At 58.8% G+C, this 25451-nt stretch carries 17 protein-coding genes, 1 other RNA gene and 1 pseudogene; 2 read left to right on the top strand and 17 right to left on the bottom strand.

Annotated elements, in window-relative coordinates; all coding sequences use genetic code 11:
• Both MKD38_RS28850 and MKD38_RS28845 read left to right on the top strand, forming a co-directional pair.
• On the top strand, positions 1-1243 hold a 1243-nt coding region (locus MKD38_RS28850), incomplete at its 5' end, for a DEAD/DEAH box helicase (protein ID WP_147298074.1).
• A gap of 359 nt (positions 1244-1602) precedes the next feature.
• Positions 1603-2502 carry an 8-oxoguanine DNA glycosylase OGG fold protein gene (locus MKD38_RS28845; RefSeq protein WP_018003842.1) on the top strand — a complete coding sequence of 300 codons (900 nt, stop codon included), beginning with the start codon at positions 1603-1605 and terminating at the stop codon, positions 2500-2502.
• 540 nt (positions 2503-3042) lie between these two features.
• Here the strand turns inward: MKD38_RS28845 and MKD38_RS28840 are convergent.
• The 17 genes and pseudogenes from MKD38_RS28840 to MKD38_RS28760 all read right to left on the bottom strand — a co-directional run.
• Positions 3043-6207 carry an N-6 DNA methylase gene (locus tag MKD38_RS28840; RefSeq protein WP_115671136.1) on the bottom strand — a complete coding sequence of 1055 codons (3165 nt, stop codon included), beginning with the start codon at positions 6205-6207 and terminating at the stop codon, positions 3043-3045.
• 813 nt (positions 6208-7020) lie between these two features.
• The gene (locus MKD38_RS28835; protein WP_012354402.1) at positions 7021-10011 is read right to left on the bottom strand and encodes a restriction endonuclease; all 2991 of its coding nucleotides are present in this window, start codon (positions 10009-10011) and stop codon (positions 7021-7023) included.
• Positions 10012-10025: 14 nt separating this feature from the next.
• Positions 10026-12083 carry a site-specific DNA-methyltransferase gene (locus MKD38_RS28830; RefSeq protein ID WP_012354401.1) on the bottom strand — a complete coding sequence of 686 codons (2058 nt, stop codon included), beginning with the start codon at positions 12081-12083 and terminating at the stop codon, positions 10026-10028.
• 38 nt (positions 12084-12121) lie between these two features.
• Positions 12122-14968, bottom strand: a complete 2847-nt coding sequence (locus MKD38_RS28825) for an SNF2-related protein (RefSeq protein ID WP_012354865.1) — start codon at positions 14966-14968, stop codon at positions 12122-12124.
• 5 nt (positions 14969-14973) lie between these two features.
• Positions 14974-15174 (bottom strand): methylation-associated defense system helix-turn-helix domain-containing protein MAD1, encoded by a 201-nt coding sequence (mads1, locus tag MKD38_RS28820; RefSeq protein ID WP_012354864.1) that lies wholly within the window; start codon positions 15172-15174, stop codon positions 14974-14976.
• Positions 15175-15447: 273 nt separating this feature from the next.
• A complete protein-coding gene (locus MKD38_RS28815) occupies positions 15448-15702 on the bottom strand; it encodes an H-NS family nucleoid-associated regulatory protein (protein ID WP_012354863.1) in 255 nt (84 codons plus the stop codon).
• The gene (locus tag MKD38_RS28810; RefSeq protein ID WP_012354862.1) at positions 15686-16732 is read right to left on the bottom strand and encodes a DNA-binding protein; all 1047 of its coding nucleotides are present in this window, start codon (positions 16730-16732) and stop codon (positions 15686-15688) included. Before MKD38_RS28810 ends, MKD38_RS28815 begins: the two co-directional genes overlap by 17 nt.
• Before the next feature lie 236 nt (positions 16733-16968).
• Positions 16969-18078, bottom strand: a complete 1110-nt coding sequence (locus MKD38_RS28805) for a competence protein CoiA family protein (protein WP_240074691.1) — start codon at positions 18076-18078, stop codon at positions 16969-16971.
• 67 nt (positions 18079-18145) lie between these two features.
• On the bottom strand, positions 18146-18400 hold the full coding sequence (locus MKD38_RS28800; protein ID WP_012354860.1) for an H-NS histone family protein: 255 nt from the start codon (positions 18398-18400) through the stop codon (positions 18146-18148).
• A pseudogene (locus tag MKD38_RS28795) lies at positions 18384-19056 on the bottom strand (DNA-binding protein); the annotation flags it as partial. The gene MKD38_RS28800 and the pseudogene MKD38_RS28795, both read right to left, overlap by 17 nt.
• A 16-nt stretch (positions 19057-19072) precedes the next feature.
• Complete coding sequence (locus MKD38_RS28790) at positions 19073-19792, bottom strand: SET domain-containing protein (protein ID WP_145987457.1); 720 nt, start codon at positions 19790-19792, stop codon at positions 19073-19075.
• A 254-nt stretch (positions 19793-20046) separates the two neighbouring features.
• Entirely contained in the window at positions 20047-21177 is a 1131-nt protein-coding gene (locus tag MKD38_RS28785) for an AAA family ATPase (protein WP_012354857.1), read from the bottom strand.
• Positions 21174-22298, bottom strand: a complete 1125-nt coding sequence (locus MKD38_RS28780) for a DUF262 domain-containing protein (protein WP_012354856.1) — start codon at positions 22296-22298, stop codon at positions 21174-21176. The genes MKD38_RS28785 and MKD38_RS28780 overlap by 4 nt, the downstream gene beginning before the upstream one ends.
• 246 nt (positions 22299-22544) lie before the next feature.
• Positions 22545-22904: a transfer-messenger RNA gene (gene ssrA, locus MKD38_RS28775) on the bottom strand.
• Between the two features lie 4 nt (positions 22905-22908).
• Positions 22909-23172: an H-NS histone family protein gene (locus MKD38_RS28770; RefSeq protein ID WP_018003838.1), complete on the bottom strand. Its 264-nt coding sequence runs from the start codon at positions 23170-23172 to the stop codon at positions 22909-22911.
• A 174-nt stretch (positions 23173-23346) separates the two neighbouring features.
• Positions 23347-24594, bottom strand: a complete 1248-nt coding sequence (locus tag MKD38_RS28765; RefSeq protein ID WP_012354854.1) for an H-NS histone family protein — start codon at positions 24592-24594, stop codon at positions 23347-23349.
• Positions 24595-24718: 124 nt separating this feature from the next.
• The coding region (locus MKD38_RS28760) for a coiled-coil domain-containing protein (RefSeq protein WP_115671132.1) at positions 24719-25451 on the bottom strand (733 nt) is incomplete at its 5' end.

Below are 25451 nucleotides of genomic sequence, written 5' to 3'. Positions count from 1 at the left end.
CAAGGCGCTCGTGGTCGTCCCGACGACGCTACTGACTAACTGGGCGAAAGAGATCCAGCGCTTTGCCCCCGGCCTCACGTACGGCATCTTTCACGGCGCAAAGCGTGAGCTCAAGGCCGACCGCCCGGACGTCACGATTACTACCTACGGGGTGATTCGGCGGTCCGCAGCCATGCTCGCCGGCATGCAGTGGCACCTGCTCGTCGCCGATGAAGCGCAGAACATCAAGAACCCAGCCGCGGCACAAACCAAGGCGCTCAAGTCCGTCCCGGCCACCAACCACATCGCCATGAGCGGGACGCCAGTGGAAAACCGCCTGGCGGACTACTGGAGCATCGTTGACTTTGTCAATCCGGGCTACCTGGGCACGCTGAAACAGTTTGAGAAGGAGTTCGCGACGCCGATCCAGGTGCACGGGGATCATAGCGTCGTGGATCAATTCAAACGCGTGACGGCACCGCTCCTGCTGCGTCGCCTCAAGACCGACAAGACCATCATCAACGATCTCCCAGACAAGATCGAGCAGGACCGCTACTGCGCCCTGACAGACGAACAAGCGGCCCTGTACAAGAGGGTGCTGGATAGCGAACTGGAAGCGCTCGAAAACGCGGAGGCTAGCATCTCGCGCCACGGCCTCGTCTTCCGGATGACGATGGCACTCAAGCAGATCTGCAACCACCCGACCCAGTATCTCAAGTCTGGGGTTTTGCACTCGGGGAAATCCGAGGCGCTCTTTGAGTTGCTCGACTCCATCTATGAGCGCCACGAGAAGGTGCTCCTGTTCACCCAATTCCGGGAGATGGGCGAGATTCTCGCCGATTGGCACCAGTCGCGATACGGCCTTGCTCCGCTCTTCCTGCATGGAGGCACCACAACCACCCAACGCAATGCCATGGTCGAGCGCTTTCAGACCGACCCGGTGCAGCGCATCATGCTGATTACGCTCAAGGCCGGCGGCACGGGCTTGAACCTGACCGCCGCCTCCCACGTAATCCATTACGACTTGTGGTGGAATCGCGCCGCCGAGAATCAAGCCAGTGATCGGGCTTGGCGCATTGGGCAACATGCGAATGTTCAGGTCTATCGCTTCATTACCCAAGGGACTTTCGAGGAACGGATCAACGAGATGATTCAAGGCAAAGGCGCGCTTGCGGATTTGACTGTGGGAGCCGGCGACGAGTCGCTGGGAAGCCTCAGCAACGCGGAACTGCGCGACCTGTTCTCCCTGCGTCGCGGCACTTGAGTCGCCGATGCGATGGCCCGCTTGCCACGCGCGGGCCACCAGATTCCCGGGCATCGCAGAGCGGCAGGCTTGACTTCGCCGCGAACTAGGCTATTCTTACGTTCCCTTCCTAGGGAAGCAGGCAAAGACACCGCATCGCGGTCCATAGGGTTCGACTACATCAAGTTGGTGTAGAGGGCATGCACAGCCCAGTCTGACACTTCGTCAGGCCTTCGAATCGATAGCCCATATAGGAAGGATTCTTGACGATGCCGGCACACTTACGCCCGCATCGTCAAGAGTCCTTCCGATGGCTGTCTTGGATCGCGGGCATGGTGCCTGCGACACAGCTATCGGCTTATTTCCGCAAGGAGACAACGATGCCTTTGTCGCACCCCACCCCCGCAAATTCGACGCCACAAGTCCAGCCTCCGATCTGGGTGGCACAGCACGTTCTCGAGCGTCTGTTGGACCCGGACCATGATCCGGTGGACTGGATCGCCTTGTCGGCGATCGAATGGCTCGAACGGCTGAAGCTGCCCGAAACGTCGATTCTGGAGGCCGCCAAACAATCTGGCTTTCCCGAGCTTTATCGCCCTCTGAACCGGTACGAACTCCTCGACTTCTGCGCACGCACTGATGTCCCCTTCAAGTGGCGCTTCGCAGCGATGATGGCGTTTGGCGGAAGGTCCCGCAGGAAGGCGACCGGCTGCGCCCTCTGGGCGTGCGTGCCTGCCATTGAAGCGCTCGCCAAAAAACTGCCGACGATGACTCGCCGGCAGGCCTACCGTGCATTTCGCTATTTGATCGCGTCCGCCCAACTCGAAGGCATGGGCCCGTCCTTCTTTACGAAGGTGATGTTCTTCTTCGGGTGCTCGGGCGCCTATATCCTGGACCAGTGGCTCGCCAAGTCCATCCTGGCGCTGAACCGGGCCAACTGGACTGTAGGTGCAGACGGCGAGCCTGTGTTCGCGATCGCTGCGGATAACTACATCCGTCTTGTCGCGGCCAGCAAACCTGCCGCTATCGACCGGACGATGACCGAAGACGATTACGAGAAATACTGCCTGGCCGTCGAGTCCCTTGTCGCGGTCCTCGGACGCAAAGACGGCGCCGACACCGAGCGCTGGCTGTTCTCTCAGCCGCAGTCGGCATGGCGCCGCTTCTTGGCGAAGCTGAGTTGGAAGCGCCCGGATCGCCGTCTCAGCAAGCCGGCACCGCAGCCGCCCTCCAGCGTTAGCCGGCCGATAGCCGCTCGTGGAGATCAAGCATCGCTGTGATCTCGCCTGGCTCGAGGCTGTCGAGTCGGGAAATGACCATCGCCCGCGCGAAGGCCAGGCGGGGTATGTTCTCCGCAGTCGATCGAGTTCTGGACTGACCCGCTCAGGCAAACAGTTAGCGACTGGACTGAAGGTGGGGGCATCGTACTTTCCGTGCATTTTCTGGCGGTATGACCCCGAAAGCTTTTGGCTATCAAGGACTTACGGATGCACCGTCGGCCCGTGATTGATTGCACCGAGAAACCTTGCTGCGGGCGGCTCTGCGGTCCGCTACCGCCATTTTTTGCATGGAAAGTACGATGACCCCTTGCTGGCGCAGACGCACGTCGGCCGCCTTGTCATGGAAGCCGAAGGATTAGATCGTCTGACTCAATGCTGGAGGCGCTGCTGTCGTCGAGAGCTCGCATATCTAATCCAATCAGGCGTACGACGCGGCTGCAGGCACGACTACCCTAGCCAGCCGCGGCGTGCCCCAACTGTTGGCGCTACTTGGGCGGGCGCGCAATTACGCCAGACATCCACTTGCGCCAATCAGCCCGCTTAGTCGAACAGTCCAGGCAATCGGGGCTGGCGGCTTCTTTTTTTTCCTCGGCGAGCCGCAGCGTCAATGGATCGTCCTGTAGACAGCACCGATACGATCTCGTCTATTTCTTGCATCTCTCCAGACAGCATTTCCCGAATCCGAGCTCGTAAACGTCCAAGTCCTCGGGCGGATGCATCATGGGCGATCTCCTTCTCAAGGTACGTGCTGATCGACTGACCACACTTCCGGCCAAGTGCAGAGAGTCGCTTATGCATCTCATTGCTGGCGTCATATCGAGGGAACGGTACCTTTACGATCAGCTTATGAATATCACGCGCTCCGAAAAGTCCTCTAGATTGAAAATCCTTAATCTGAAAGTTAGCAAAATCAGAATTAATGAATGCTGACACATAGTCGGCTTCTGTTCTGGTCCCGAACTCAGCCCAATATGTCTTGTGTTCGGCAATGAAGGGCGCATCAAAATCCTGTCGGTCTACCACCGCGGCGCAGGCATCTTGTCCCGAAGACGTATAGATAACAAGGTATCGCGCAGATGGATTCTGATCGGTCAATTTGTTTTGCCAATTTAGCCATCGAAGCAGTCCAATTCCGTTTTTCCTATTTTTCTCCGTGCGGTGCTTATCCCAGAGGTGTTCTGCCTCAGAGAACCAAGCCGCGGCGTATCTTGAACGCCTACCCAAAAGATCGGCATTATTTAAGAGACTGAATGAAGTGGCTTCCTGATCTGACCCATTCTCAGTAATTGGAAGTGCCACGATGGGGGGGGAGAAAAGCGCGAAGGGTACGAGATTGTTTGCGATGGCTGTCCTGAAGATATAGTCGCCCTCAATTCGACCCGTTAGGGAATGGTTTTTCCAAGGCGCCTTTGCCTCTCGGGCCGCTGCCGTGGCGGTTCTGACAGACCAAGTGCGCCCGACAAAGCCGCCACCATCATAATCCGTTTCCAGATCAATGAAAAAGAAATTGCGTGGAACAACCGTCGCCCCTTGCGAGAATTTCTTCTCATATGCATTAGTGCCTATTGACTGCGTGGACCCGCCCACAGTAAACGCCGAGCGTGCGCCCGACGCACCTAACGTAGACAAGTGCCATGAAACGTCTTCTAGGCGGATGAATCTTGTAGCGTTCCCCCAATGTAGATGCTCGCGAGGTAGCTTTCCTTCCAGTCGCTTCCCAGGAAAAGTCGGAAGAGAAACTCGCCGCCGGAGGTTATCCGATGCGCTGTGTTTGAAGAACATAACGCATGAGGGAACACGGAAAAGTGGACTTACGTCGTTCAAGTCCCACAATTCCTTTAACTCGAGGCTGCTTACGGTTCCTCTCCGAATATTTTCATGTTGGGAAGCAGAAACGAAGCTCCTTGGCAGTACGAATGCAAGTGTTCCACTAGGTTTCAGAAAGTAATTGACCGAGTGTGCAACAAAGATCGCGGCGATTTCGAGGTGTGGGATATCAGCCCTTTTTGGGGGGGTGACGTTATAGTGATCTGCCAATCCCATTAGCATCTGTTGATAATCGGAATTGGTGACGTCCGCATACGTTAACCATGGCGGATTTCCCAAAATTAGATCGAACTGACCGCGCAAGAAAACAGGCTTATAGCTATTTTGAAGAATAAACTTCCAAATCGAGTCGCGCCCGTTAATGCTTGCTTCCTTCATGCCCCTGTACACGAAATACAAATCGTGCTTGAGCTGGTCGGTAGCCCCATCCAATGCGGAAGTCGCCAGCTTGAAAAACCTCGATTGGGCAATCAAGCCTTCATGCTGTCTCACCAGATCGTCGCAAAATGTAATGAGGGAATCAAATTCATCTGGGCCGGCTATTCTAGCCACATTTAGAGAGTACTGACGGTTGTCAACGCTAACTTTGAATGTGGATTCAAATAAGTCGGCCGATGTTTCCGGGACCAGTAGGGAGTTTGCCAAATAAATATGCAACGTTACTGGGTCATTTGATTGGGCAATCAGCTTCCCCATCGCGATGATGATCGTCGTTTTTGCGATCTGTACCGAAAGCGGGTGAATGTCGATTCCCACAACTCTTCTCGATATTGTGGTAGCGTCAATCTGAGGCGATTCATTTCGCATCTTCGCGATTGCGGCGCGCAGGAATGACCCGCTGCCACATGCGGGGTCTAATACTCGATACGTCTCGGTAAATCGGGTTTCTTCGACGATCTTTTCACACAGCCAGTCCGGTGTGTAATATTCTCCGAGTGCGTGACGAGTATCTAAATCAACAAGTTCTTGATAAACACCCTTGAGAATGTCTTCCCGAACATCAGTCAAGTCGTACTCGCCGATCCGATTATTAATTTCGCGGAAGGCAGGTTTTAGGCGGGAAAAATAGGGCTCAGCGTTTACCCAATGAAAGAAGTCGTCCTCGATAAATCTTTCAACGTTAAATTTCGCGAATTCCTTTCCGCTGAGGATGGATTTAACTCTTTGATCCCCTCTGGCGGTTTCCTCCGCTATGACCGAAAACGCGATTAATTTTGCAAAAATAGATAGATACGTGTGAACGAGGAACATTCCCGGTGAAGCATCGAACCGTCCATAAGCAACGCTAAGAAATTTTCTCCACTGATCAAGTGCCACCTGAAGTTCTGAGTGGTGAGAAAAATCTTTAATGCAGTCAAATAAGAAACTGATTGAATTGATGAACGTAGATGACGTATCACCAAAATCGGAACGGATACTTTCTAGGGTCGCAATCTTTGGCTGAGATGCGAACAGAATTTCATCGAGAAAAAACGGGAATTCGCCCAGGGATTCCTCGGTTAGATCAAATTTTCTAATCTCTCGGAGTGAATAATTTGATGTTAGAGAGAATTGCCCCATTTCCAAGGTGGACCAATCAGGGGCATATATTCGCCACTTGATTCCGTCGGTTGCGATAAGAATGAAGCGGTATTCTTGACCGGAGCGCCAGTTACCCGCAAGATATTCCTCTAGCTGTTCCATAGCGTGCTCACCGGTACGCGACAGGTCCTTTTCCCATTCCACAATGACGGTATTCGTCTGGGTGTCTGCCCGGCCGCGGCTCGCTTTGCCGCCACGAACAACGTTGGCTACGGTCCTCTCAGCACCGAGTGAAAGTGCGGCGATTAGTTCCTGCGCACCGAGGTCGTGCGCGAAGACGGCGGAGAGATATTGCAAGAACCGCTCCTTCTTAGCTGCCTCGGTGTTCGCACGACGCAAATCAGCTAGCAGCCTCCCACTCAGCGAATTCCCAAATGTAGACTGATTGTTCGACGATTTTTGCAAATTACCCTCTCGCTCTCATGTTTTGTCGGACTGCCGTCCCTAAATGATAAAGCTGTAGGCCGCCAGGTTCTCTCGGAGGCAGAGGTTTTTCAACACTCTGCTCAAAAAAATGACGAGGCGACAGCTGCGGCCAACAGAGTCCGAATTGGTGCACTTCGGGCTCGAAGCGGGCGGCTACGCAAGTAGCGGTAGCATTCTTAGCGGGAACGAATTCCATGGCCGGTCCGTACGAACGTTTCAAGTAGGATGCTGCTGGCCCTTCTTAAGCAGGGCGGGTTGCTGATGAACTTGATCGAGGAACCATCGCGCCATGCCATCCCATTCGTGTCGCCTTCTGGATGAAGGGTCCACTGCAATTCTTCGAGGGTCCAGTTGGACTTGCTGCTGTTGGTCAGCATTGAGCCGCATGCGAAGTTCGTCCCTTCCCTACACGCTCGCTTGCTAATCCACCGCGGCCCACGTTGCTCGCCACCCTGACTCCGCCAGTTGCGCCGCCTTTTTGTGCGGTGGGTAGCCCCGCTGAACTCGGCCGCGCACCCCTGCTGCTCCATCGCCGCCGCGGACGTTTGATTATCGAACTGGAACACCGCCTTCCAACCCATGCTGCCTTCTCGTCGATCATTCTGGGTAAATCGCCCGCAATCACTTTCATGGTGCTGACGGGTTACTGTGAGCGACTAGCGCCGCAGAGCGCGGCGCGACGAATTAGGCAGCTCCAGTCAGTACCTCATGGATGTTCGTCGCCGCCTTGAAGTCAACGCCGAGCGCCTTGAAGTGTGCTTTACCACACTTTATTCTCCGGTTCTCACTGTCGCGGAGCTTGTCGGAATCGAGCGTGCTCTTCGTTTCGCGGACAAGGTAAAGTTTCCCATCGTCCTCGAGGACGATCGCCCAGTCGGGGTTGTAGTTGCCGATCGGCGTCGGAACCTTGAATCCCCGCGGGAGCTTGCAAAAGAACTTTACTTGGGGATCCCCGTCGAGCCGTTCGGCCACCGTCCGCTCCACTTCCGAATCGAAAGAAATCCAGTCATACGGCGTCCTTGGCACTTCGGTGCCGTCCGGGAGAATTCCGGCCTTTTCTTTCACCGCGTACAGCCTGTCGAGGTATTCCTCAACTTCTGCCTCTTCAAACAGGCGCATTTCGTATGCCTGACCGGCAATCGGCTCGTACTTGATCCCGTCAACAATAAGTTCGTGGAGGGCTCGGTTGATTAGCTTGGCGCATTCCGTCATGAAGGCCTGCGGATTTATCCCGAAGTAGTTGAGTTGTCCGCAATCCTTAAGGATACGTACGAGCGTTCCGCGCGTGAGCTCGGTTTCGCGTTGAAGGAATGCAAGTATGTCCGGAAGCGGCTGCTCGTTGGCCACGACATATGTGCGGTTGCTCGTCACGAGCCCGCCGTCCACCCCGGCTTCGGTGATGTCGACTGATCGTTTCGTGACTTCTATCCGGACGGCCTTGATCTCAGGCATGTCTCGCATCTTTAAGATAGCCTTCGCGATCAGCTCGTCGGTTTGGAATTCCACCGAGTAGCGAGTTTTCCGACTGATCTTTTCCCAGAGAATCTGGAACTCGGGATTGAGTTCGACCCGCTTGTTGTACTTGACTGACTCGCGCATTCGGGCGTCCTTAACGAAGTCGCGGGGGACGAATCGGTTGAGACGGCCTACCACGGCAGCCTCGAATCCCTCGGCGGAAAAATCCAGGGGTAGATTCAGGGTGAAGCCTTCAGAATTCGGCTTGAAGGCACTTTCGAAGTCGCCGTTTCGGTCGAGGAACCCTTTGGACACAAGGTGCTTCCAGATTGCCTCGGATTGCTCCTCGGTGAGTTGGGCAGTTCCTTCCGGGTTGAGCAGAGGAGTGAACGCCAGTTTCGGAACCCGACCAAAACGGAAACTTCCGTCCGGGTCGATGGCCTTTTCAATGTCGGCCTGAAGGCCCTTGGCGTAGTCTTGAAAAGACTCGTTCGCGATGACCGTCAAGCGGTTGATCTGTTCGTTGAAGATCCGGTCCCCGTCTTTGTTGACGGGAAGGCGAAGTCCGCGGCCGAGCGTCTGGCGGCGTTCATTTTCAGTTCCCATCTCCCGGAGTGTGCAGATCTGAAAGACGTTCGGGTTATCCCAGCCTTCTTTGAGTGCCGAATGACTGAAGATGAAGCGGAGTGGCTCCTCCGGGTCGAGCAGCCGTTCTTTGTCCTTCATGATCAGCTCGTACGTCTCGTCATCCTTGGCGGTGCTGCCGCTCGTGTCCAGAAGTGTGACGACCTTGCCCTTCCTGCGGTCTGCCGAGAAGTAGCCGTCGTGAACCTGCTCGGCTGAGTAGGTGAGCACGCCCTGGTAAATTGACTTGGCAGCGACCTCTGCATAGATCTCTTCGAACCACTGAGAGACCTTTCCATTGCACCGGTTCCCTTCGTCGTCATACTGGCGGTAGCTGCCGACCTGGTCGAGGAAGAACAGCGACAGGACCTTGATCCCGAGCGCCTTAAATTTCTTCTCTTTGGCGAAGTGCTCTTCGACGGTTTGTCGAATCTGATTCTTCATGCGCTCGTCGGCCATGCCCCCCGTTTCCCGCGATAGCTCGAGGATCTGCCCATTTCCAAATTCGATATACTCGCTTCCCGGTTCGGCGCTGATGTTGGTGACCTGATACCCCTCGTAGTCGGAGCGGTTTGTGAACAAGGATAAATCCGCGCCGTGCTTGAGCGTGACTGGTTTCTCCCGCGGTCCGTTCGAGGTATCTTCGAAAACCGTGACCTTGGCCTGAGGCGTTTTGGCCCTTCCCGGATAACCAATCCAGTCGAGGCGGACCATCGTCCGGTTGAAGTCCCGTACGGGATTCGCATCCACGACTTCGATTTGCTTGACTAGCCGGAGGTCATATGCCCGAATCGGGTCGAGCTGGTAGAGCAGGTTGTACGGGTGGACGTGCGTCGCCGAGTAGCGCAGGCAGAGGAGCGGATTTAGTCCAGCGATCGCTTTTTGGGATTTCGCGGTGGTATCGACGCTCTGCGGCTCGTCAATTATGACTATCGGGTTCGTTGCCCGCACGAAGTCGATCGGCTTGCGGCCCGACATTCGATCTTGCTCCTGATGGATCACATTTCCAGCTTTTTCCGCATCCTTCGCGAAGGCTTGGATATTGATCACCATGATCTGGATCTCGTTGTTTACGGCGAACTGCCGGACGCGGCTCAGATCCCTCGAGTTGTACACGAAGCTGTCGAACGCGACGTTGTCATACAAATCTCGGAAGTGGTCCCGCATCAGCACGAGAGAAGTCGTGACGCCTTCGCGAATCGCGACTGACGGGACGACGACGACGAATTTCCGGAAACCATAGAGGCGGTTCAATTCAAACACAGTGCGCAGGTAGACGTAGGTCTTCCCGGTACCGGTCTCCATTTCAATGGAGAAATTCGGGAAATCGTACGGGCCGCCTTCTTCGATCAAGGCTCGGGATTTCGGAACGTTGTTGCGTGCTTGGACAGACTGCAAGTTTGCAAGAAATTGCGTCGGAGCCAACGGCATTATGTTGCCGATCCCAAGCTCGGCATGTTCGCCGCCGAACATCGTTTCCGTTCCGAGCGTGACGGAATGGCTATCCTGGCTGAACGCCATTCCCTCGAACAGGTCCGTTACGGCGTTGAACGCGTCGTGCTGGTACTCCAGCGTTGAGTCAAATTTGAGCTTCATCGTAGAGCCCTGGGTTAAACAGTGCGAAATACGATCTGCGAGGCTTTCTCGCGGCCCTGGTTGCGCGCGGCGAAGGTCTGAACAGCGTTTGCCTTTAGCTGGTCGTTGCCGCCGAAGGCCGAATCGAGGCAGAAGAAGTGCATCGGTTCTGCTGCGGCGACAGCATCGATCAGTTCCTTCGTGATCCTGTGGGCTAGGCAGATCAGTAGCGCGCCGCTTGCTACTGAATACAAGGGAAGGTCGGCCATCTCCACGGTTTCTACCTTCGCCGTTGGGCGGAAGCCGGCTTTCAGCAGGATCTCGAAGAGAAGGGCTTCCTGGGAGGCCGAGGGATCGACGTGCTCGACATGGAGTTCAAGTTGTTCAGCGATCTGGTCGACCGTAGCGTTCGCTCCAATCTGTTGCCATCGGCGGAAGTTCGACTTGTCCAACTTGAAAACGCGGAAACCGAGGTCAGCATCGGAAGAAGTAAGCTCTGCCTGGCGTGCATCCTCTCCGGAATAGCGGTCGAGGGCGCGCCGCAGGCGCGATTTGCTGATTTCTGCGATGTTCTCAGGAAGGCCGTTGTCCCGACAGAAACTTAGCCCCTCCTTATGCTCCTTGACGCTCGCGTCCAAGCGCTCGGGAAGCTGGACCATGATGAATTTGCGTTTGGCCCCATCCCTGGCATTCAAATCCATGACGGCTTGGGCCGACGCGCACGAGCCGGCGAAGAAATCGAGAAGGATGTCCCCGTTGTCTAACTGAAAATCGAAGATGTACGCGAGCAGTTCGTAAGGCTTGGGGTTTGTGAACACCTTTCGATTTCCCAGCAGACGGCCGATCTCGTTAGCGCCGGCACGACTGTCCAAGTGGATGACGCTCGACAATTTCTCCTCGAAGTCTTTGAGGTATTCCTTGATCTGTACGATTTGGGTATGGTCGTCACCGAAAATGATCTTCTTCTGCTGAATAAGCTCCTTCATCCGCTCCTCGGGAAATCGGTACCCATTAGCTGGCAAGACGCAGTTTTCGCCTGTTTCAGGATGCTCGACCCGGTAGACATATCCGCCCGGCTTCGGGTTATGGACCTTCCGAGATCCTGTATATACGCCGTCATTGTCGACTAGGTTGTAGTGCGTGATGGACGCGAGCGATTCGGAGTTGTCCTTGATGAATCGGCGGAAGTGTTCCTGGATCACCCCTGGACTGGAGTACACGGGGCGCAGTTCTTCGTACTTGGCTAGCATCATGTCCTTTGCGTCGCTTACCCGGCTCTTCCAAACGGCGGGGCATCTGGAGATATCCTTCGCGAAACAAACGATGTACTCGTGCTCAACGGCAACCCTAGTCGGGTTGTTGTCTGTGGCGCCTTTCCAAACAATGGTGGCGATACGGTTCGATTCTCCGTAGATCTCGTCCATCAACCGGTTGAGGTTCTCGATCTCGTGCTCGTCGATCGACACGAAAATCGTCCCATCCTCGGTAAGAAGGTTACGCGCCAGGTAAAGACGCGGATACATCATGTTGAGCCATTTTGTATGGAAGCGCCCTTCGCTCGCTGTGTTCGTGGCGAAACGCTTGCCTTCTTCGTCCGTGAGTTTCGCGTAGGCGAGATACGTCTCGAGGCTCTCGGAGTAGTTATCAGGGTAGATAAACTCATTGCCGGTGTTGTACGGCGGGTCAATGTAGATCATTTTGACCTTGCCGTAGTACGACTTCTGCAGGAGCTTGAGGACCTCGAGGTTGTCACCCTCTATAAAGAGGTTGTCGCTGCTGTCCCACCGAACAGACTCCTCCGGAACGGGTTTGAGTGTGGCGTATGACCGGTGTTGAATAGTCTTCAAGCAGTCCTTCTTGCCCGGCCAGTCCATCCCGTAACGCTCCCTTCGTGATTCGAAGACCTCCGTGAAGGCCCCCAACTCCGCCTTCAGCCTTTCGAAATCGACACTAAAGACGAGCTCGTCGTGATCGTTCTTTGTCTCGGTAAAGACCGACGGGAAAAGGTCACGGAGCAGGGCGCGTTTATCTGCGGCAATGTCGAGAGCGCCGCCATCGAGCGGAACGGGGAGTTTTCTGGAAATGTCGTTCATGCCAATCTTATTTAAATGTCTTCAATTCGGAGGGCGGATCACCTGACCGTCCAACGCACGCAGAAAAGGACCTCTTCCGCCGCCGTCTGCCGGAGCTGATCCTCGATTTGGTCGAGAAGTTCGTCCTTGTGCCACTCGACGTCTTTGGCAGCACCGTCATATTCGCGCCAGGCTTCGTCGCGCTTCTTGTCGAGGTCTCGCAGTTTCTTCTGGACCTCGAGCTTCTCAGGAAGCGTCGGGGCACAGCGCGCCTGCTTCTTGAGCTCGTTGATCCGGTCGTCATAGTCCTTGAGCTCCGCCTTGAGCCCTCGGCGCTTGTCCTCTGCCCAGCCGTTGAGCTTCTCCATTTCCTCATCGAACCAGACCGCCTGCTGGGCCGCGAGCCCTTCGAGGATCTCATTCTTCCGGCGATTGGCAGCGTCGCGAACCGTTGCGTCGCCGTCGATCTCTACGGTTCGGACGATCTCCGCGGGGATTTCAAGAAACCTTCGGACTGTGTCTTCCGGGACAGCCAATCCGCCGTCAGTCATGGCCGTCAAGATGATATGGTCTTGGGCGTCCGCCCCATAGATTGATAGCTTCGTCGCGAGGAGGTAGCCGGACATCCCGACAAAAGGCTCGATGCTGGCCGCTTTCCTCGCTTGGTCCGAATAGACGAACTCGATCGTGGCCTCAGGAAGGGGGCGCCCGGCCGCGGAGGCAATCACCGCCTGGGCCAACGGATGCCCGATCCGGTACCGGTGTGCTTTCCCCGGGTCCTTTGCGAGTGCATATGCGCCGACGGGGATCGCTTGCTCTGGAAATGGGTTGGCCAGAAGCCGGAAACGGAGCTCTTCCGCGTCGAAGTCAGCCTTGTCCTCGAGCTCGCGGCGCGTTAGCGCCCAGAGCATCGATTCATGCCTATTGATGTAAGACCGGCTTTCGTCCAAGTTGACCCTCAGGCGGTCATGGACCTCCGCGTCGAAGTTCTCGAGGAGCTTCTGCCGTGTGTCCTCCATCGTCGAGATGATGTGCGCATCCATTTCTTCCTGGAGCTGTCGGAAATTGCCTTCGATCTCCGCGGGGGTACGGCAGTTCTGGTAGATAGCGACGATGCGCTTCTCGAATTCGACTCCCGATTCAATTGCGCCGAGAACCTCGTCGCTTGCACCGAAGACGCCGGAGAACAGCCGAAACTTCTCAGAGAGGAGCTCAAAGACCCGCCGGTCGGCTTCGTTCTTCCTGTTCAGAAAATTGACCACTACGACGTCGTAACGCTGCCCGTACCGGTGACATCGGCCGATTCGCTGCTCAATCCGCTGAGGGTTCCAAGGGAGGTCGTAGTTCACCACCATCGAGCAGAACTGTAGGTTGATGCCTTCGGCCGCTGCCTCCGTCGCGATCATGACTGTCGCGTGATCGCGGAAATAGTCCACAAGCGCTGCACGAATGTCAGCGGTGCGGGAGCCGGTGACCTTGTCAGTCCCTTTATTCGCCTCCACCCATTCGGCATAGATGGCTTTCGACTTCTTGTCGGAGTTCGACCCGTTGAACAGCACCAGCTTACCGGCGTACCCATTCTCCGTAAGCAGGCACACCAGGTAGTCCTGCGTTCGCCGCGACTCCGTGAAAACGATGGTCTTCTCGGCCGCCCCGAGCTCTCTAGCTTTCTCGAAGCCTGCGCGGAGCGCTTTCAGAAGCGCCATGCCCTTCGCATTCTCCGAGATTGAGACCGCGAGGGCCCGAAACTCCTCGAGCGACGCTATCTCCTCGTCAATTGATGCCACGTCTTCCGCGGTAAGCGGTTCTGGCTGGGCGTCCGCACCCCATTCGTCGGCATATTCCTCGAACTCCTCGAAGTCGTCCTCAATGCCGTCGCCGGACCGGGCGGCGGACGCGTTGCCAGGGAGCTGTTTGCGGAGTTTGTTGGCGAGGGACTCCAAGGCGCCAGCAATGGCGAAGGTCGACGACGCGAGCAGCTTGCGGAGGATCAGCGTCATCAGTTGTCGCTGCGAACTCGGAAGAGCGTATAGGGAGGGGCGCCGTAGGTAGTCTGAAACCATCTCGTAGAGGGTGTGTTCGACGTCGGACGGGACGAACTCCTCTGTGATCGGAATCCGGTTCGTGTACCGGATGTACTCGAGTACCTGCCGGCGGAGAGTACGGTGGCAGACGGGCTTAAGCCTCGCCTTCAGCTCGTTGAAATTCCCGTCGCCGTTAAGCCGGGCAAACTGAGTCCTGAAGCTCCTTGCGTCGCCGAAGGCGTAGTCGTCAATGATGCTCACAAGTCCATAAAGCTCGAGGAGAGAGTTCTGGAGCGGAGTCGCGGTGAGCAGGAGCTTCGGTGCGTTAGCCAATGCCCGCTTCAGGGTATTGCCGATCTTGTTGTCGGGTCGGTAGACATTCCGAAGTCGGTGGGCCTCGTCCATGATCACCAAGTCCCACCGGGTCGTCATTAGTTCCTCGGCGTGCTTCGCTGCGAACTGGTATGAACAGACCACCATCGAAGGCTGCTCGAACGGGCGTCGTACCCCGGACTTTTGGAGCTGAAGGTAGTTCTTTGCCTCGAGGATCACTGTAGGCAGGAAGAACTTTTCCGCCATCTCCTGCGTCCACTGCTTGCGAAGATTCGCGGGCGTTACGATTAAGATCCGTCGCTTGCCTTCTGCCCATTTCTGGGCAAGCACGAGCCCCGCTTCTATTGTTTTTCCAAGGCCGACTTCGTCCGCAAGAATCGCGCCCTTCGAGAGGGGGGACCTGAACGCGAAAAGCGCCGCCTCGAGCTGGTGCGGGTTAAGGTCGACCTGGGCGTCAAGAAGCGTTCCGGCGAGCTTCTCAGAGTCCGCCGCGGAGTAGCGGCGGCTCAGCTCGCTGGCGAAGTACTTGGCGTGATAGGCAGTAATCACGGGCGTTACTCTTTTGTTGGGGGCTGGCTCTGAGCCGTAATCCAGGCATCCAGCTCCGCGCGCTTAAATCGCCAGGCGGTCCCGACCTTGAATGCCGGGATCTTCTTTGCCGCAGCGAGGCGATAGACGGTGCGTTCGTTGACTTTGAGGTACTCAGCCACTTCCGAAACTGTCAGTACGTCATCCGTAGAAAGACTCCCCCCCATCGCCGGTACCCTAAGAATGTCGATAAAGTTCAAGAGGATACATCACGACACGCCATTGCCCTAAGCATTGCCTTCTGCGGTATCGAGCCCATACCGCCTGCTTATGCTTGTCCCAACGATCCTGACGTGACGGGGGAACGACTGTCCGAAAACGACCGGTTGCGTACTTGAGGGTCGCCCGGGATTCGTAAAAAGCCGCCACATCCTGGGCAAGCCTCTGATTTTGCTGAAATATTTCAGCACTCCGGTACCCAGCTTTGTCCTTGATGGCTCTTATCCGACCCTGAAAAACTCCACGCTCTGCCCGGCATTGACCGCCCGCTTGAGCCACGACGGCATCTCGCCCTGCCCGTCCCAGGTCAGCCCTTCGGCATTGCGGTAGCAGACCGGCGGCGCCGCAGGTGGCGGAGGGGGCGGCGGCGGTTCAAAGCACCCCGCCGCCTGCAGTGCCTCCAGGGTCAGCCCATAGTCGGCCATCTGCGCCTGGATCCAGCGGATCGCGGCCGCCCGCTCAGTGTTCGTTGCCATCGTTGCCGTCGCTGCTGTCGTTACCGTCATCCGGGTGGCCGGGCCGCGCCGGCGCCCCCTGCTCTTCGTTCTGGGCTTCCGGCGCGGTCGGCGCCGGGCCGCCGGTCTTGCGCCGCCGTCCCCCACCGCCGTCGCGCTCGCGCGGCGCCGGGCGCAATTCTGCCAGCAGCTGGCGCGCGAGCGCCGCTTCGGCTTCGGCGCGCTCGGCCCGGCGCTGCACCGCGGCCAGTTTCGCCTGCACGGTGTCCCGCTCGCCGGCTGACTGGCGCTGCGCCTGCTCGGCGGCCGCGAGCCGGTCGGTGAGCGCCGCGGCCTGGGCCTCGAGCCGGGCGCGGGCCTCGGCCTGCGCCACCGCGGCGTCGCGCGCCTCGTGGCGCGCCGCTGCCAGTTCCGTACGCAGGTCTTCGGCCGCGCGCTCGCTCTTCTGCCGTGCGGCGCTCCTGGTCCAGTTCGCGCGCAACGCGCGCCGCTCGCTGGCCTCGGCCCGTTCCTGCGCGATGGCCACCTGTTCGCGGGCGCGCTCGAGCTCGGTCGAGAATTGGGTGCGCAATGCCTCCAGCTGACGCCGGCCAACCTCCAGTTCGGCGCGGCCCGCGTCGAGCCGGGCCTGCGTCGCGGCGTGCGCCTGCCGCTCGGCGGCCAGTGCCGCCTGGGTTTCCTCGATGGATTGCCGCGCCGCGGCGCGCTCGGCCTCGGCGGCGCTGGCGGCCGCGCGCGCCTCGGCGCGCAGCGTGGCGAGCTCCCCGGTGGCGGCCTCGTTGGCCGCCTGCCAGATGGTCCGGACCGCCCCGGCCGCGATGTCCTTCAATGCATCCGGCAGGTCGGGGTGGTCGATGGTCACGCGCGTGCGCCCGCGCAGCTCCTGCCAGAACGCCTGCAGCACCTCGGCCGGCGTGCCCATGCTGCCCTTGCGTACCAGGCTGTAGGGCTTGTTGGCGGTGGGCGTGACGCCATAACGGAAGAACAGCAGCCCGCAGACCTCGCGGTACAGCGCGCGGGTCTCGGGAAAGCGGCTGCGCAGTTCCGCCACATCAGCGGCCAGGTCAGCCTGCAGCGCGGCGTCGTGGTCAGGCGTTGGTCTATGACTTCATCACGCCGGGCCCCCACCCGCGGAACACTCCCCGGAGCTGTTGGTGAATGACTAGGACTGCGGCGTGCCCGAACAGGCCACAAGGCCCACCGCATGCACGTTGGGCCCTTGGCGGGCCAGACCAAGGATTATGACCTTAACCTCGCCGACGAAGCCCTATGCCACTGGCATCTCATTCACGCCGTCCCCTCACTGGGTGGTTCATAGTCGTTGGTAATGGTGCCAAACCGATGACCTTGCTCGCTCATCAGGCGAGCCCATGCCGATTTCGTCATGGCATAGCCGACTGCGTCGGAACCAAAGCTCAACTGTTCAACGGCATCGCGTAACGCCTCCGGCTGTCCCTCGATAGCGATCCGGAGACAATTGTCAGCCCCGTTGTACAAGACGAGCGCGCCTCCGCTAACCGCGTACCGCACGCCCGGCAAAGAGGTACGCGCTGCCAATGATGGTTCTGCTACGCGCAGCGGCTCGGCAGTCTGCTCCTTGAAGCTATTGGCAACACAGTCTTCTTTGGACCGCCACGCTGCGACTCTTGCCTCGAAAGCCCGCGTCTCCTCGAGGTGCTTCTGATAATCTGCTTCGCATTGGGCTTCCAGACGTGCGCGGAGCTCGTCCTGCTTTCGATTCACCAGCCACTTCTTGCGAGGATCATTCCGGAATAGCACCGCCGCCAGTTCGCCAACCGTCGACGGTCGCTGGCGACTCAGATCGATCTCGACCGCGGCATGACCGAGTTCTTGCAGGCGGGCGAGCTTCGACTGCCCAACCTTATGGGTCACGGCAATCTCGACGAGCAGCAGCCGGTCACCATAGGTGATCACCACGTCGGGCCGCACGTCAAAGAGCAAGTGCTCCAAGGCGACCGATTGCGGATAGATAGTCCGTCCCGGCAGTGATCCCCTGGCCCGAATCGGAATCACCGGGCCCTGGCGCTCAACCACCACGTCAACGCCCGGTACCGCAAACTCCCCTCGTTGTGCAATCAGTACCTTGGCCAGGTGATGAAGCACAGTCTCGTGTGCCCACCGACATTCCGCACCGGAGTCGTGCGCGAACGAGTGAGCCCGCACGGCCCCATGGCGGGCGATCAGTGGCTCGTTGCAGGCGGGGCAGACGCAACCACATTGCTTGCCGTTTGGTACCGCATCGACGTGGCGCAGGACGCCCATGCCGTCCAGGGCGAAAGTCAGCATCGCTTCGGTACCGCCATGCAACGTCAATGCGGGCGGATAAACAAGCTCGTCGCCCGACCCGGGCGCGTGTATTTCGTCTGGGTTGATCAAGCGCTCCCCCTCCTCGATCATGGCGTTGAGCTTCGTGCTGTCTAACCGCATCAACAAGAGGCGCGCCTTATCCTACCCGGAAAAACTCCACGCTCTGCCCGGCATTGACCGCCCGCTTTAGCCACGACGGCATCTCGCCCTGCCCGTCCCAGGTCAGCCCTTCCGCGTTGCGGTAGCAGACCGGCGCCGCCGCAGGGGACGGAGGGGGCGGCGGCGGATCAAAGCACCCCGCCGCCCCCAGTTCCTCCATGGTCAAGCCGTAGTCGGCCATCTGCGCCTGGATCCAGCAGATCGCCTCCGCCCGCTCAGTTTTCGTGGTCATCGCTGCTATCGGTACTGTCGCTGCCGTCATCCGGGTGGCCGGGCCGCGCCGGCGCCCCCTGCTCTTCGCCCTGTGCTTCCGTCGTGGTCGGCGCCGCGCGCCGCCGGTCTTGCGCCGCCGTCCAACCCCGCAGTCGCGCTCGCGCGGCGCCAGGCGCAATTCTGCCAGCAGCTGGCGCGCGAGCGCCGCCTCGGCTTCGGCGCGCTCGGCCCGGCCCCGTGCTGCGGCCAGCGCCGCCTGCACCGGTGTCCAGGTCGCCGGCTGACTGGCGCTGCGCCTGCTCGGTGGCCGCGAGCCGGTCGGCCAGCGCCGCGGCCTGCGCCACCGCGGCGTCGCGCGCCTCGTGGCGCGCCGCCGCCAGTTCTGTGCGCAACTCCTCCGTCGCGCGCTCGCTCTTCTGCCGCGCGTTCCTGGGCAATGGTCACCTGCTCGCGCGCCCGCTCCAGCACCGTCGAGAATTGGGTGCGCAATGCCTCCAGCTGCCGCCGGCCCGCCTCCAGTTCCGTGCGGCCGGCCTCGAGCCAGGCCTGGGTCGCGGCGTGCGCCTGCCGCTCCGCCGCCAGCGCCGCCTGGGTTACCTCGATGGATTGCCGCGCCTCGGCGCGCAGCGTGGCGAGCTCCCCGGTGGCGGCCTCGTTCGCGGCCTGCCAGATCGAAATGGCTGTAAGGGGGTCAGTCCTTCGTGATCTTGGGCCCCAGATAGAGGATTTTCAGCCTCGTTGCATCGACTGCAACCGGCCATTCGAAATGCAATCGGAAATAGCGGTGGCTGATTTTCCCATGCCAGTGTGCAAATATCTCCTTGCTTGCATCGTCCGGATCGGGAAAGGTCATCTCTTGCTTGAATGTGCGTTTATTTGTAGGTGATTCCCCCGAGAATAGAGCTCTATCCCCAGTGAAGAACTGATCGACAATAGCGCGAGCGTTGGGGCCTTCTGAGCCATCAGGCATACGCCCGGCCATATAGTCATCAAGGTGTTTGAAGAGTGCCATTGCTCGGTCCCGTATCGGTGCCTCAAAGGGTTCCTTGGCAAGTACACTATTCTCATAGAGACTATTGGGAATGTGCAGTCTGGGAAATCTCTCGCGCGCAGCCACTACAAGCTGTTGCCAGTTGGTCGGCTCCACTCCAGCGTTCATGGCGGAAGTCGCGAGGCTATCAAGCGCCCAGAGGTTTTCGACTTCGTAAGTCCCTCGACGGTCTTCCGCAATGCCATGATCCACTGGAAGCGGTGATCTCCCAAACTCGATCACACCACCCGGAAAACTAAACGCAGTAGCTTCATTACCTGCTTTGATGCGCCTCGTCGCTTCCCCCAAGCCGGTGTTAGTAACGTCGACACCCAGACACTCAAAATAATCTTCCGGTTCAGGCTGGCGATCGTCATCCAAGAACGGCCCTGTCCGATCAAGCCATATCAACACGGCCCTGCGCAGATCGGCTAGGTTTGTCGCCGCCAAGACTTCACGAAGTGTCTGGCTGACCGTCACATTTCGATGGGGGAGAGCTCGTGTAGTGTGTAGGGCGGACTTCAGTACAGCGAATCTGCTTCTTGAGGATAAGAGACCCTGTAGCAGTGCGAGGAATTCAGGTACGTCATTGTATTGGCCTTGCAAAGAAGCATCATTGATATACCAGCGCATCCTCACTCCCAACCTGAGAGCCGAGCCAAGTCTTTTTCAGACTGGTCAAAAAATCCTTCTGGCCAACTGGCGATGCGACCTTCATTATCGACAGCTAGCGTTAGTACCCCGTGTCCGGTCTCTGTCGTTCCACTAAAAAAGTGGACGCATAATTCATCCGGTGGAAGCAGGCCTTCTTTCACGGCGAGGCGCACACCGTTCAGCAGGTGGTCGCTGTGGGTCTCTACTACAACTTGTAAGCCGGCAGCTGCGAAGTGGGCGAGCAGTCGGCCCATTTGCGACTGGGCAAATGGATGCAGGTGAGCCTCCGGACTGTCAATCACTATCATTTGCCCATCGTTAGCTGCTAGCAGAGCAATGAGAATAGGGAAAGCGTAGGTAAATCCGTAGCCGACGTTGGCGGGTCTCCGCCAGGCTCCAAAATCGGAAATGCGAAACTGCAGGCTTTCCAGTGATACCTGGGGGACGTGATGGACATTAGCTTGTGCGTGAGGAAAGAGCGTAGCTAACCAAGCGTCAACCTGTTTGCGAAGGGAACTCGCAGGCTCGCCAGGATGTCGACGCGCAACTTGCACTTCATCGTCAACATACCGATCGTACCAGTACGGAGCAAACCTACCGTCAGCGCCCACATCTGTCACTTCCTCATCAGATTCGGGCATGGGGTAAGCGTCGGTAAGGCCATCGCGCACGGCGCTCAGGTAGGAAAGCCCTGTAATCGAACGGCAAACCTCAGTCGAGGGCTCCTTAATGGCTTCGGTAGGCGGCGTATTCGTTGAACCGGCAACATCGCAAATGCGTGATTCAGTCACCTCGAGATGTCTTTCACTCGCGCGAGCCGAGGTCGTCCACGTGACCTCGTGTTCCACGCCTGCAACCTTGAAAGCCAAACTTGATCCAGAAGCATTCGCCGGCAGTACATCACCAACGGTGCCTAAATGCACAATTGGACCATTCAAAGGTAACTTTTGTGCTGATGCCGATGTCCGCAAAGCTTGCGCCAAGAGGAGCAGCGGCTGGACGGCACTTGATTTTCCGCCAGCATTGAAGCCAGTCAGCAGAGTTAAAGCGCCGAAACGCAAGCGCAGACTTGAGAAGCACTTGAAATTCTCGATATCGAGCGTCTTAATCATTTTTGCGCCACCTTCGAGAGAGTGGATTCCATTGCCTCGAAACGCTTTTGAACAGCTGCAGTGCTGTTGGTCGAATAGGTAATTGCGCGTGCAAATTCTTCGTCTCGGACAAGGTCAACGATGGCTTCACGTAGGGCGTCGTGCCGCGATTCGAGATTCGAAAAGCCATCATCAGACATCGTGACGGAGCATACTTCGAACAGGGAGATATTAATGACACTGCGCCCGGCGCCTGGGTTTTGCGACGCGAGGGATTTACGAAACGCATGGTCGCTGAATAAGGCTCGGTTCAAGGCCATGACTCTCTCGAAGGAGAATAAAAGTTCTTCCCTCTCTGCTTGACTAAGACGTGTAAGTGCTCTTAGCCCTTCGGCAAGAAACCGATCCATGTCTCCAGCAGTGTATTGTTTCCGGCCAAGAAGTTTGAAGGCACAGAACCGATTGATAGCCTCCCGATCGCGCATGGTTTTCGCATTGAGAGACTGGCCCGTCGCGGAGCGAAACGCGTCGCTTTCGGCCGCTTGCTTAAGCCATTGGGTCGCCGGTCCGTTATAAAGCGCATTTCGCATCTGCTGACGCGTAAGCGGTTCACCACTGTTCACCCGTTCGAAGATGTCGAGTCGCGCTCGCTCGGGGGCTTTTGCATCCAAGATATACATAGTGAGCTGCGTATCCTGAACACGTTCCTGCAAGTTGAGAGGCAAGTCTTTGAAGTACTTTCCCTCGAGCACGTGAGCACCTAGTCCTACGTTGTCGCTCGCTAAACCAGTCAACTTCAACTCGTCACCTAGAAAACGAGCGAAGGTGGTCAGACGTTGCAGGCCATCGACAACGATTATCCGACCGTCCAGAGCTTCCGCAACATAGAAAACGGGGAGAGGGATGCGCATCACGCAACTCTCGATTAGCTTGGACTGCTTCGGATTTGGCCACACGAAATCTCGCTGAAAGTCCGGATCAAGAACGTAGCGTTGATTTTGTATGCGCTTGACGACCTCGGAAACGGAGCGAGTCTCCGTCCGAACGAATACCGCATCTAAAGGGTATTCGCCCCATCCATCGCCGGAGCCCTCGTCCAATCCCTCAACGTCTCGTTCGCTCGCGTTTTCGCCTTGGTTCATCCTCACCCCATGTGGCACGTTCAACGAGATAGTCTATCGCCACTTATGGGGTAGTTGTACTTTCCGTGCATTTTCTGGCGGTATGCTCCAGAAAGCCCTTTCTTATCAAGAACTTACAATGCTCGGTCGGTGTGTGATTGATTGCGCCGAGAAACCTTGCTGCGGGCGGCTCTGCTGTCTGCTACCGCCACTTTTTGCATGGAAAGTACGATGACCCCATGCTGCCATCGATGCCAAGCCCTCAAATGAACAACGGCCCCCGAAGGAGCCCTTGTCAGTAACTTTTCTGTTTCGAGGTCAGTTACAACCCAAGGCGGCTATTAGGCGGCCAATGCGAACTTTTCGTCGTTAGCATTTACTTCGATTTAGTTTTAACGTCTTCTCTGACGAGTTGCCTCACGACCCTATCTCCCCCTGTCGAAACCAGGTCAGGCCCATCAGAAGCGCACTATCCGTGCAATGCGCTTCTGGTGGACCTGGGCGGAATCGAACCGCCGTCCAGAAGGCCTTCAAGAAGAAGGTTCACAACCATTATCGGGAACCTTGCAGCACCCAACGGTCCAGATTCTACGCGTCCTGCCGGCAGCGTCAAGGCCGATTGCATGGGGCGCTACAAGGACCCGACCCGGTAAAACTCCACCGATTGCCCCGCATTGACCGCGCGCTTGAGCCACGACGGCATCTCGCCCTGCCCATCCCAGGTCAGCCCTTCCGCGTTGCGGTAGCAGACCACCGGCGGCGGCGGTGCGGCCGGTGGCGGGGGCGGTGGCGCGAAGCACCCCGCCGCGTCGAGCTCTTCGAGGGTGAGCCCGTAGTCGTCCATCTGCGCCTGGATCCAGCGGATCGCGTCCGCCCGCTCAGTTTTTGCTGTCATCGCTGCCGTCACTGCTGTCGTTGCCATCGTCCTGGTTGTTAGGCCAGCGCCGCCGGCCCTGGCTCGTTGCCCGGCTCTTCCCCTTGGGCTTCCTGCACAGTGGCCGCCGAACTTCCGGCCTGCCGAGTTTGCGAGTCGGAATGGGCGGACCGGCCGCGCCCGCCAACCTGTCGTTCAGGACAAGAGATCGATTAGGAAACGCTCGCGCTTCTTGCCAATCCACGCGGGAGCCCGACCGCGCCCCGACCAGGTCTGGCCCGTCTTCGGGTTGCGGTACCTCGGAGGCGGCGCGGCCTTCGTCTTGGTCGGAGCAGCGCGGGCAGCGGGCGCAACACTGGGCTTGCCCGCAATGTCCTCAATGCTGAGGTCGTACTCCTGCATCCACTGCCGAATCTCCTCTACGACCTTTGGCACTTCCGTGGCTCGCAACTGCTCAAGTTGCGCATTGACAGATGCCAGTTGAGCGAGCAGTGAGGATTGGGACGGGCTTTGGGTTGCGGTAGGCGTTTTTTGCTCCTGTCGCGACTTCCGGGTTTGCGGCTTCTGAGTCGGCGCTCCAGGCAGAGTTATCTGCTTCGGCCCGCGCTTCCGGGATGGGGTCTCTTGAGTCGTGACTTCCGGACCGGCAACTTCGGCTAGGGTTTTCGGCTTCCGAGCGCGCTTCGGGGCCCGCCTCTCTGCCGGCGCTGCTTCCGGAGCGGCAGTTTCGGCGAGCGCTTTCGGCTTCCGAGCGCGCTGCGGGGCCCGTGTCTCTTCCGGCGCAGCTGCCGGAGCGGCAGTTTCGGTGAGCGCTTTCGGCTTCCGAGCGCGCTTCGGGGCCCGCGTCTCTTCCGGCGCAGCTTCCGGAGCGGCAGTTTCGGTGAGCGCTTTCGGCTTCTGACCGCGCTTAGGGGCCCGCGTCTCTTCCGGCGCAGCTTCCGGAGCTGGGGCGTCAAGCGGTGCTACCGGGGCGGCCGTTTCGGTCAGTTCGTCCTGGGCGGCAGCTTCCATCGGTTCGTCCGTGGCCAGGACTTCAACCGGAGCTTCGGCCACGGCTTCCGTGGTCGCTGCCGAGGACATGGCTTCCATGGGCGCTTCCGGCGCGTCGGATTCCGTCAACGCTGCCGAGGCGGCAGCTTCCCTCGATGCTTCCGGTGCCACGTCTTCCGTTGAAGCGTCCGGGGGGGCGTAAGACCGCCGGCGCCGATAGGACACGGTCGCCGTCGGGCCGCTATCCCGGCTTGTCGACCAGAAGTCCAAGCGTTGGGCCTGCGTGTCAACGCTGCCACGACCGACGCCTGCACCACTGGCTTCACCCATGGCGGGATCCGCGTCGCGCATCGCCTCAGCGATGGGAAGCTCCATCTGACCGAGTCCGTCCGTCGCATTGCTCGCGACACGGGGTTCAACTTCTTGCTCTGGGGCCAATTTGTTCTCCTTCATTGAAGCCACTGCCCGTGCAGACGCTTCCTAATCCCATGGACGGTGAGACCTTGTCTCTTGCGTGTCATTCGCTTCTCGCCTACGCCCCTCTGCGCCTGGATCCAGCGGATTCGCGTCCGCCCGCTCAGTCTTTGCTGTCATCGCTGCCGTCACTGCTGTCGTTGCCTTCGTCCTGATGGTTGGGGGGCGCCGCCCCCGGCGCGTCGCCCCGCTCTTCACCCTGCGCTTCGCCCAGTTCATCCTGCTGAGCGTCCCCCTGACCGTCGCCCTGCGCTTCCGGCGCGGTCGCCGCCGAACGGCCGCCCTTGCGCCGCCTTCCACCACCGCCACCGCCGTCGCGTTCGCGCGGCGCGACGCGCAGGGTGGCCAGCAACTGACGCGCGAGCGCGGCTTCCGCTTCGGCCCGCTCGGCCCGGCGCTGCGCTGCGGCGAGCTCCGCCTGCATGGCATCAAGATCGCCCGCCGCTTGGCGCTGCGCCTGCTCGGCCTCTGCGAGTCGGTCGGCCAGCGCCGCGGCCTGCGCTTCCAGCTTGGCGCGGCTCTCCGCCTGCGCCACGGCCACATCACGGGCCTCGCTGCGCGCCGCCGCCAGTTCCGCGCGCAGGTCTTCGGCCGTGCGCTCGCTCTTCTGGCGCGCGGTGCGCTCCTGGTCCAGTTCGCGCAAGCTGCGCCGCTCGCTGGCCTCGGCGCGTTCCTGCGCGAGCGTCACCGCCTCGCGGGCGCGCTCCAGCTCCGTCGAGAATTGGGTGCGCAAGGCGTCCAGCTGGCGTCGGCCCGCCTCCAGTTCCGTTCGCCCCGCCTCGAGCCGGGCCTGCGTGGCAGCGTGCGCCTGGCGTTCGGCCGCCAGCTCCGCCTGC

The sequence above is a fragment of the Cupriavidus sp. WGlv3 genome (assembly GCF_023952475.1).
Lineage (GTDB): Bacteria > Pseudomonadota > Gammaproteobacteria > Burkholderiales > Burkholderiaceae > Cupriavidus > Cupriavidus phytorum.
This window is presented reverse-complemented; position numbering and strand designations above follow the sequence as displayed.

What these genes read in the sequence shown, in the direction of transcription:
- MKD38_RS28830 (WP_012354401.1), bottom strand. Translation starts at nt 12,083, where the DNA reads ATGAACGACATTTCCAGAAAACTCCCCGTTCCGCTCGATGGCGGCGCT.
- mads1 (WP_012354864.1), bottom strand. Translation starts at nt 15,174, where the DNA reads ATGGGGGGGAGTCTTTCTACGGATGACGTACTGACAGTTTCGGAAGTG.
- MKD38_RS28770 (WP_018003838.1), bottom strand. Translation starts at nt 23,172, where the DNA reads ATGACAGCAAAAACTGAGCGGGCGGACGCGATCCGCTGGATCCAGGCG.
- MKD38_RS28780 (WP_012354856.1), bottom strand. Translation starts at nt 22,298, where the DNA reads ATGAACCAAGGCGAAAACGCGAGCGAACGAGACGTTGAGGGATTGGAC.
- MKD38_RS28785 (WP_012354857.1), bottom strand. Translation starts at nt 21,177, where the DNA reads ATGATTAAGACGCTCGATATCGAGAATTTCAAGTGCTTCTCAAGTCTG.
- MKD38_RS28800 (WP_012354860.1), bottom strand. Translation starts at nt 18,400, where the DNA reads ATGACCACGAAAACTGAGCGGGCGGAGGCGATCTGCTGGATCCAGGCG.
- MKD38_RS28835 (WP_012354402.1), bottom strand. Translation starts at nt 10,011, where the DNA reads ATGAAGCTCAAATTTGACTCAACGCTGGAGTACCAGCACGACGCGTTC.
- MKD38_RS28845 (WP_018003842.1), top strand. Translation starts at nt 1,603, where the DNA reads ATGCCTTTGTCGCACCCCACCCCCGCAAATTCGACGCCACAAGTCCAG.
- MKD38_RS28815 (WP_012354863.1), bottom strand. Translation starts at nt 15,702, where the DNA reads ATGGCAACGAACACTGAGCGGGCGGCCGCGATCCGCTGGATCCAGGCG.
- MKD38_RS28765 (WP_012354854.1), bottom strand. Translation starts at nt 24,594, where the DNA reads ATGAAGGAGAACAAATTGGCCCCAGAGCAAGAAGTTGAACCCCGTGTC.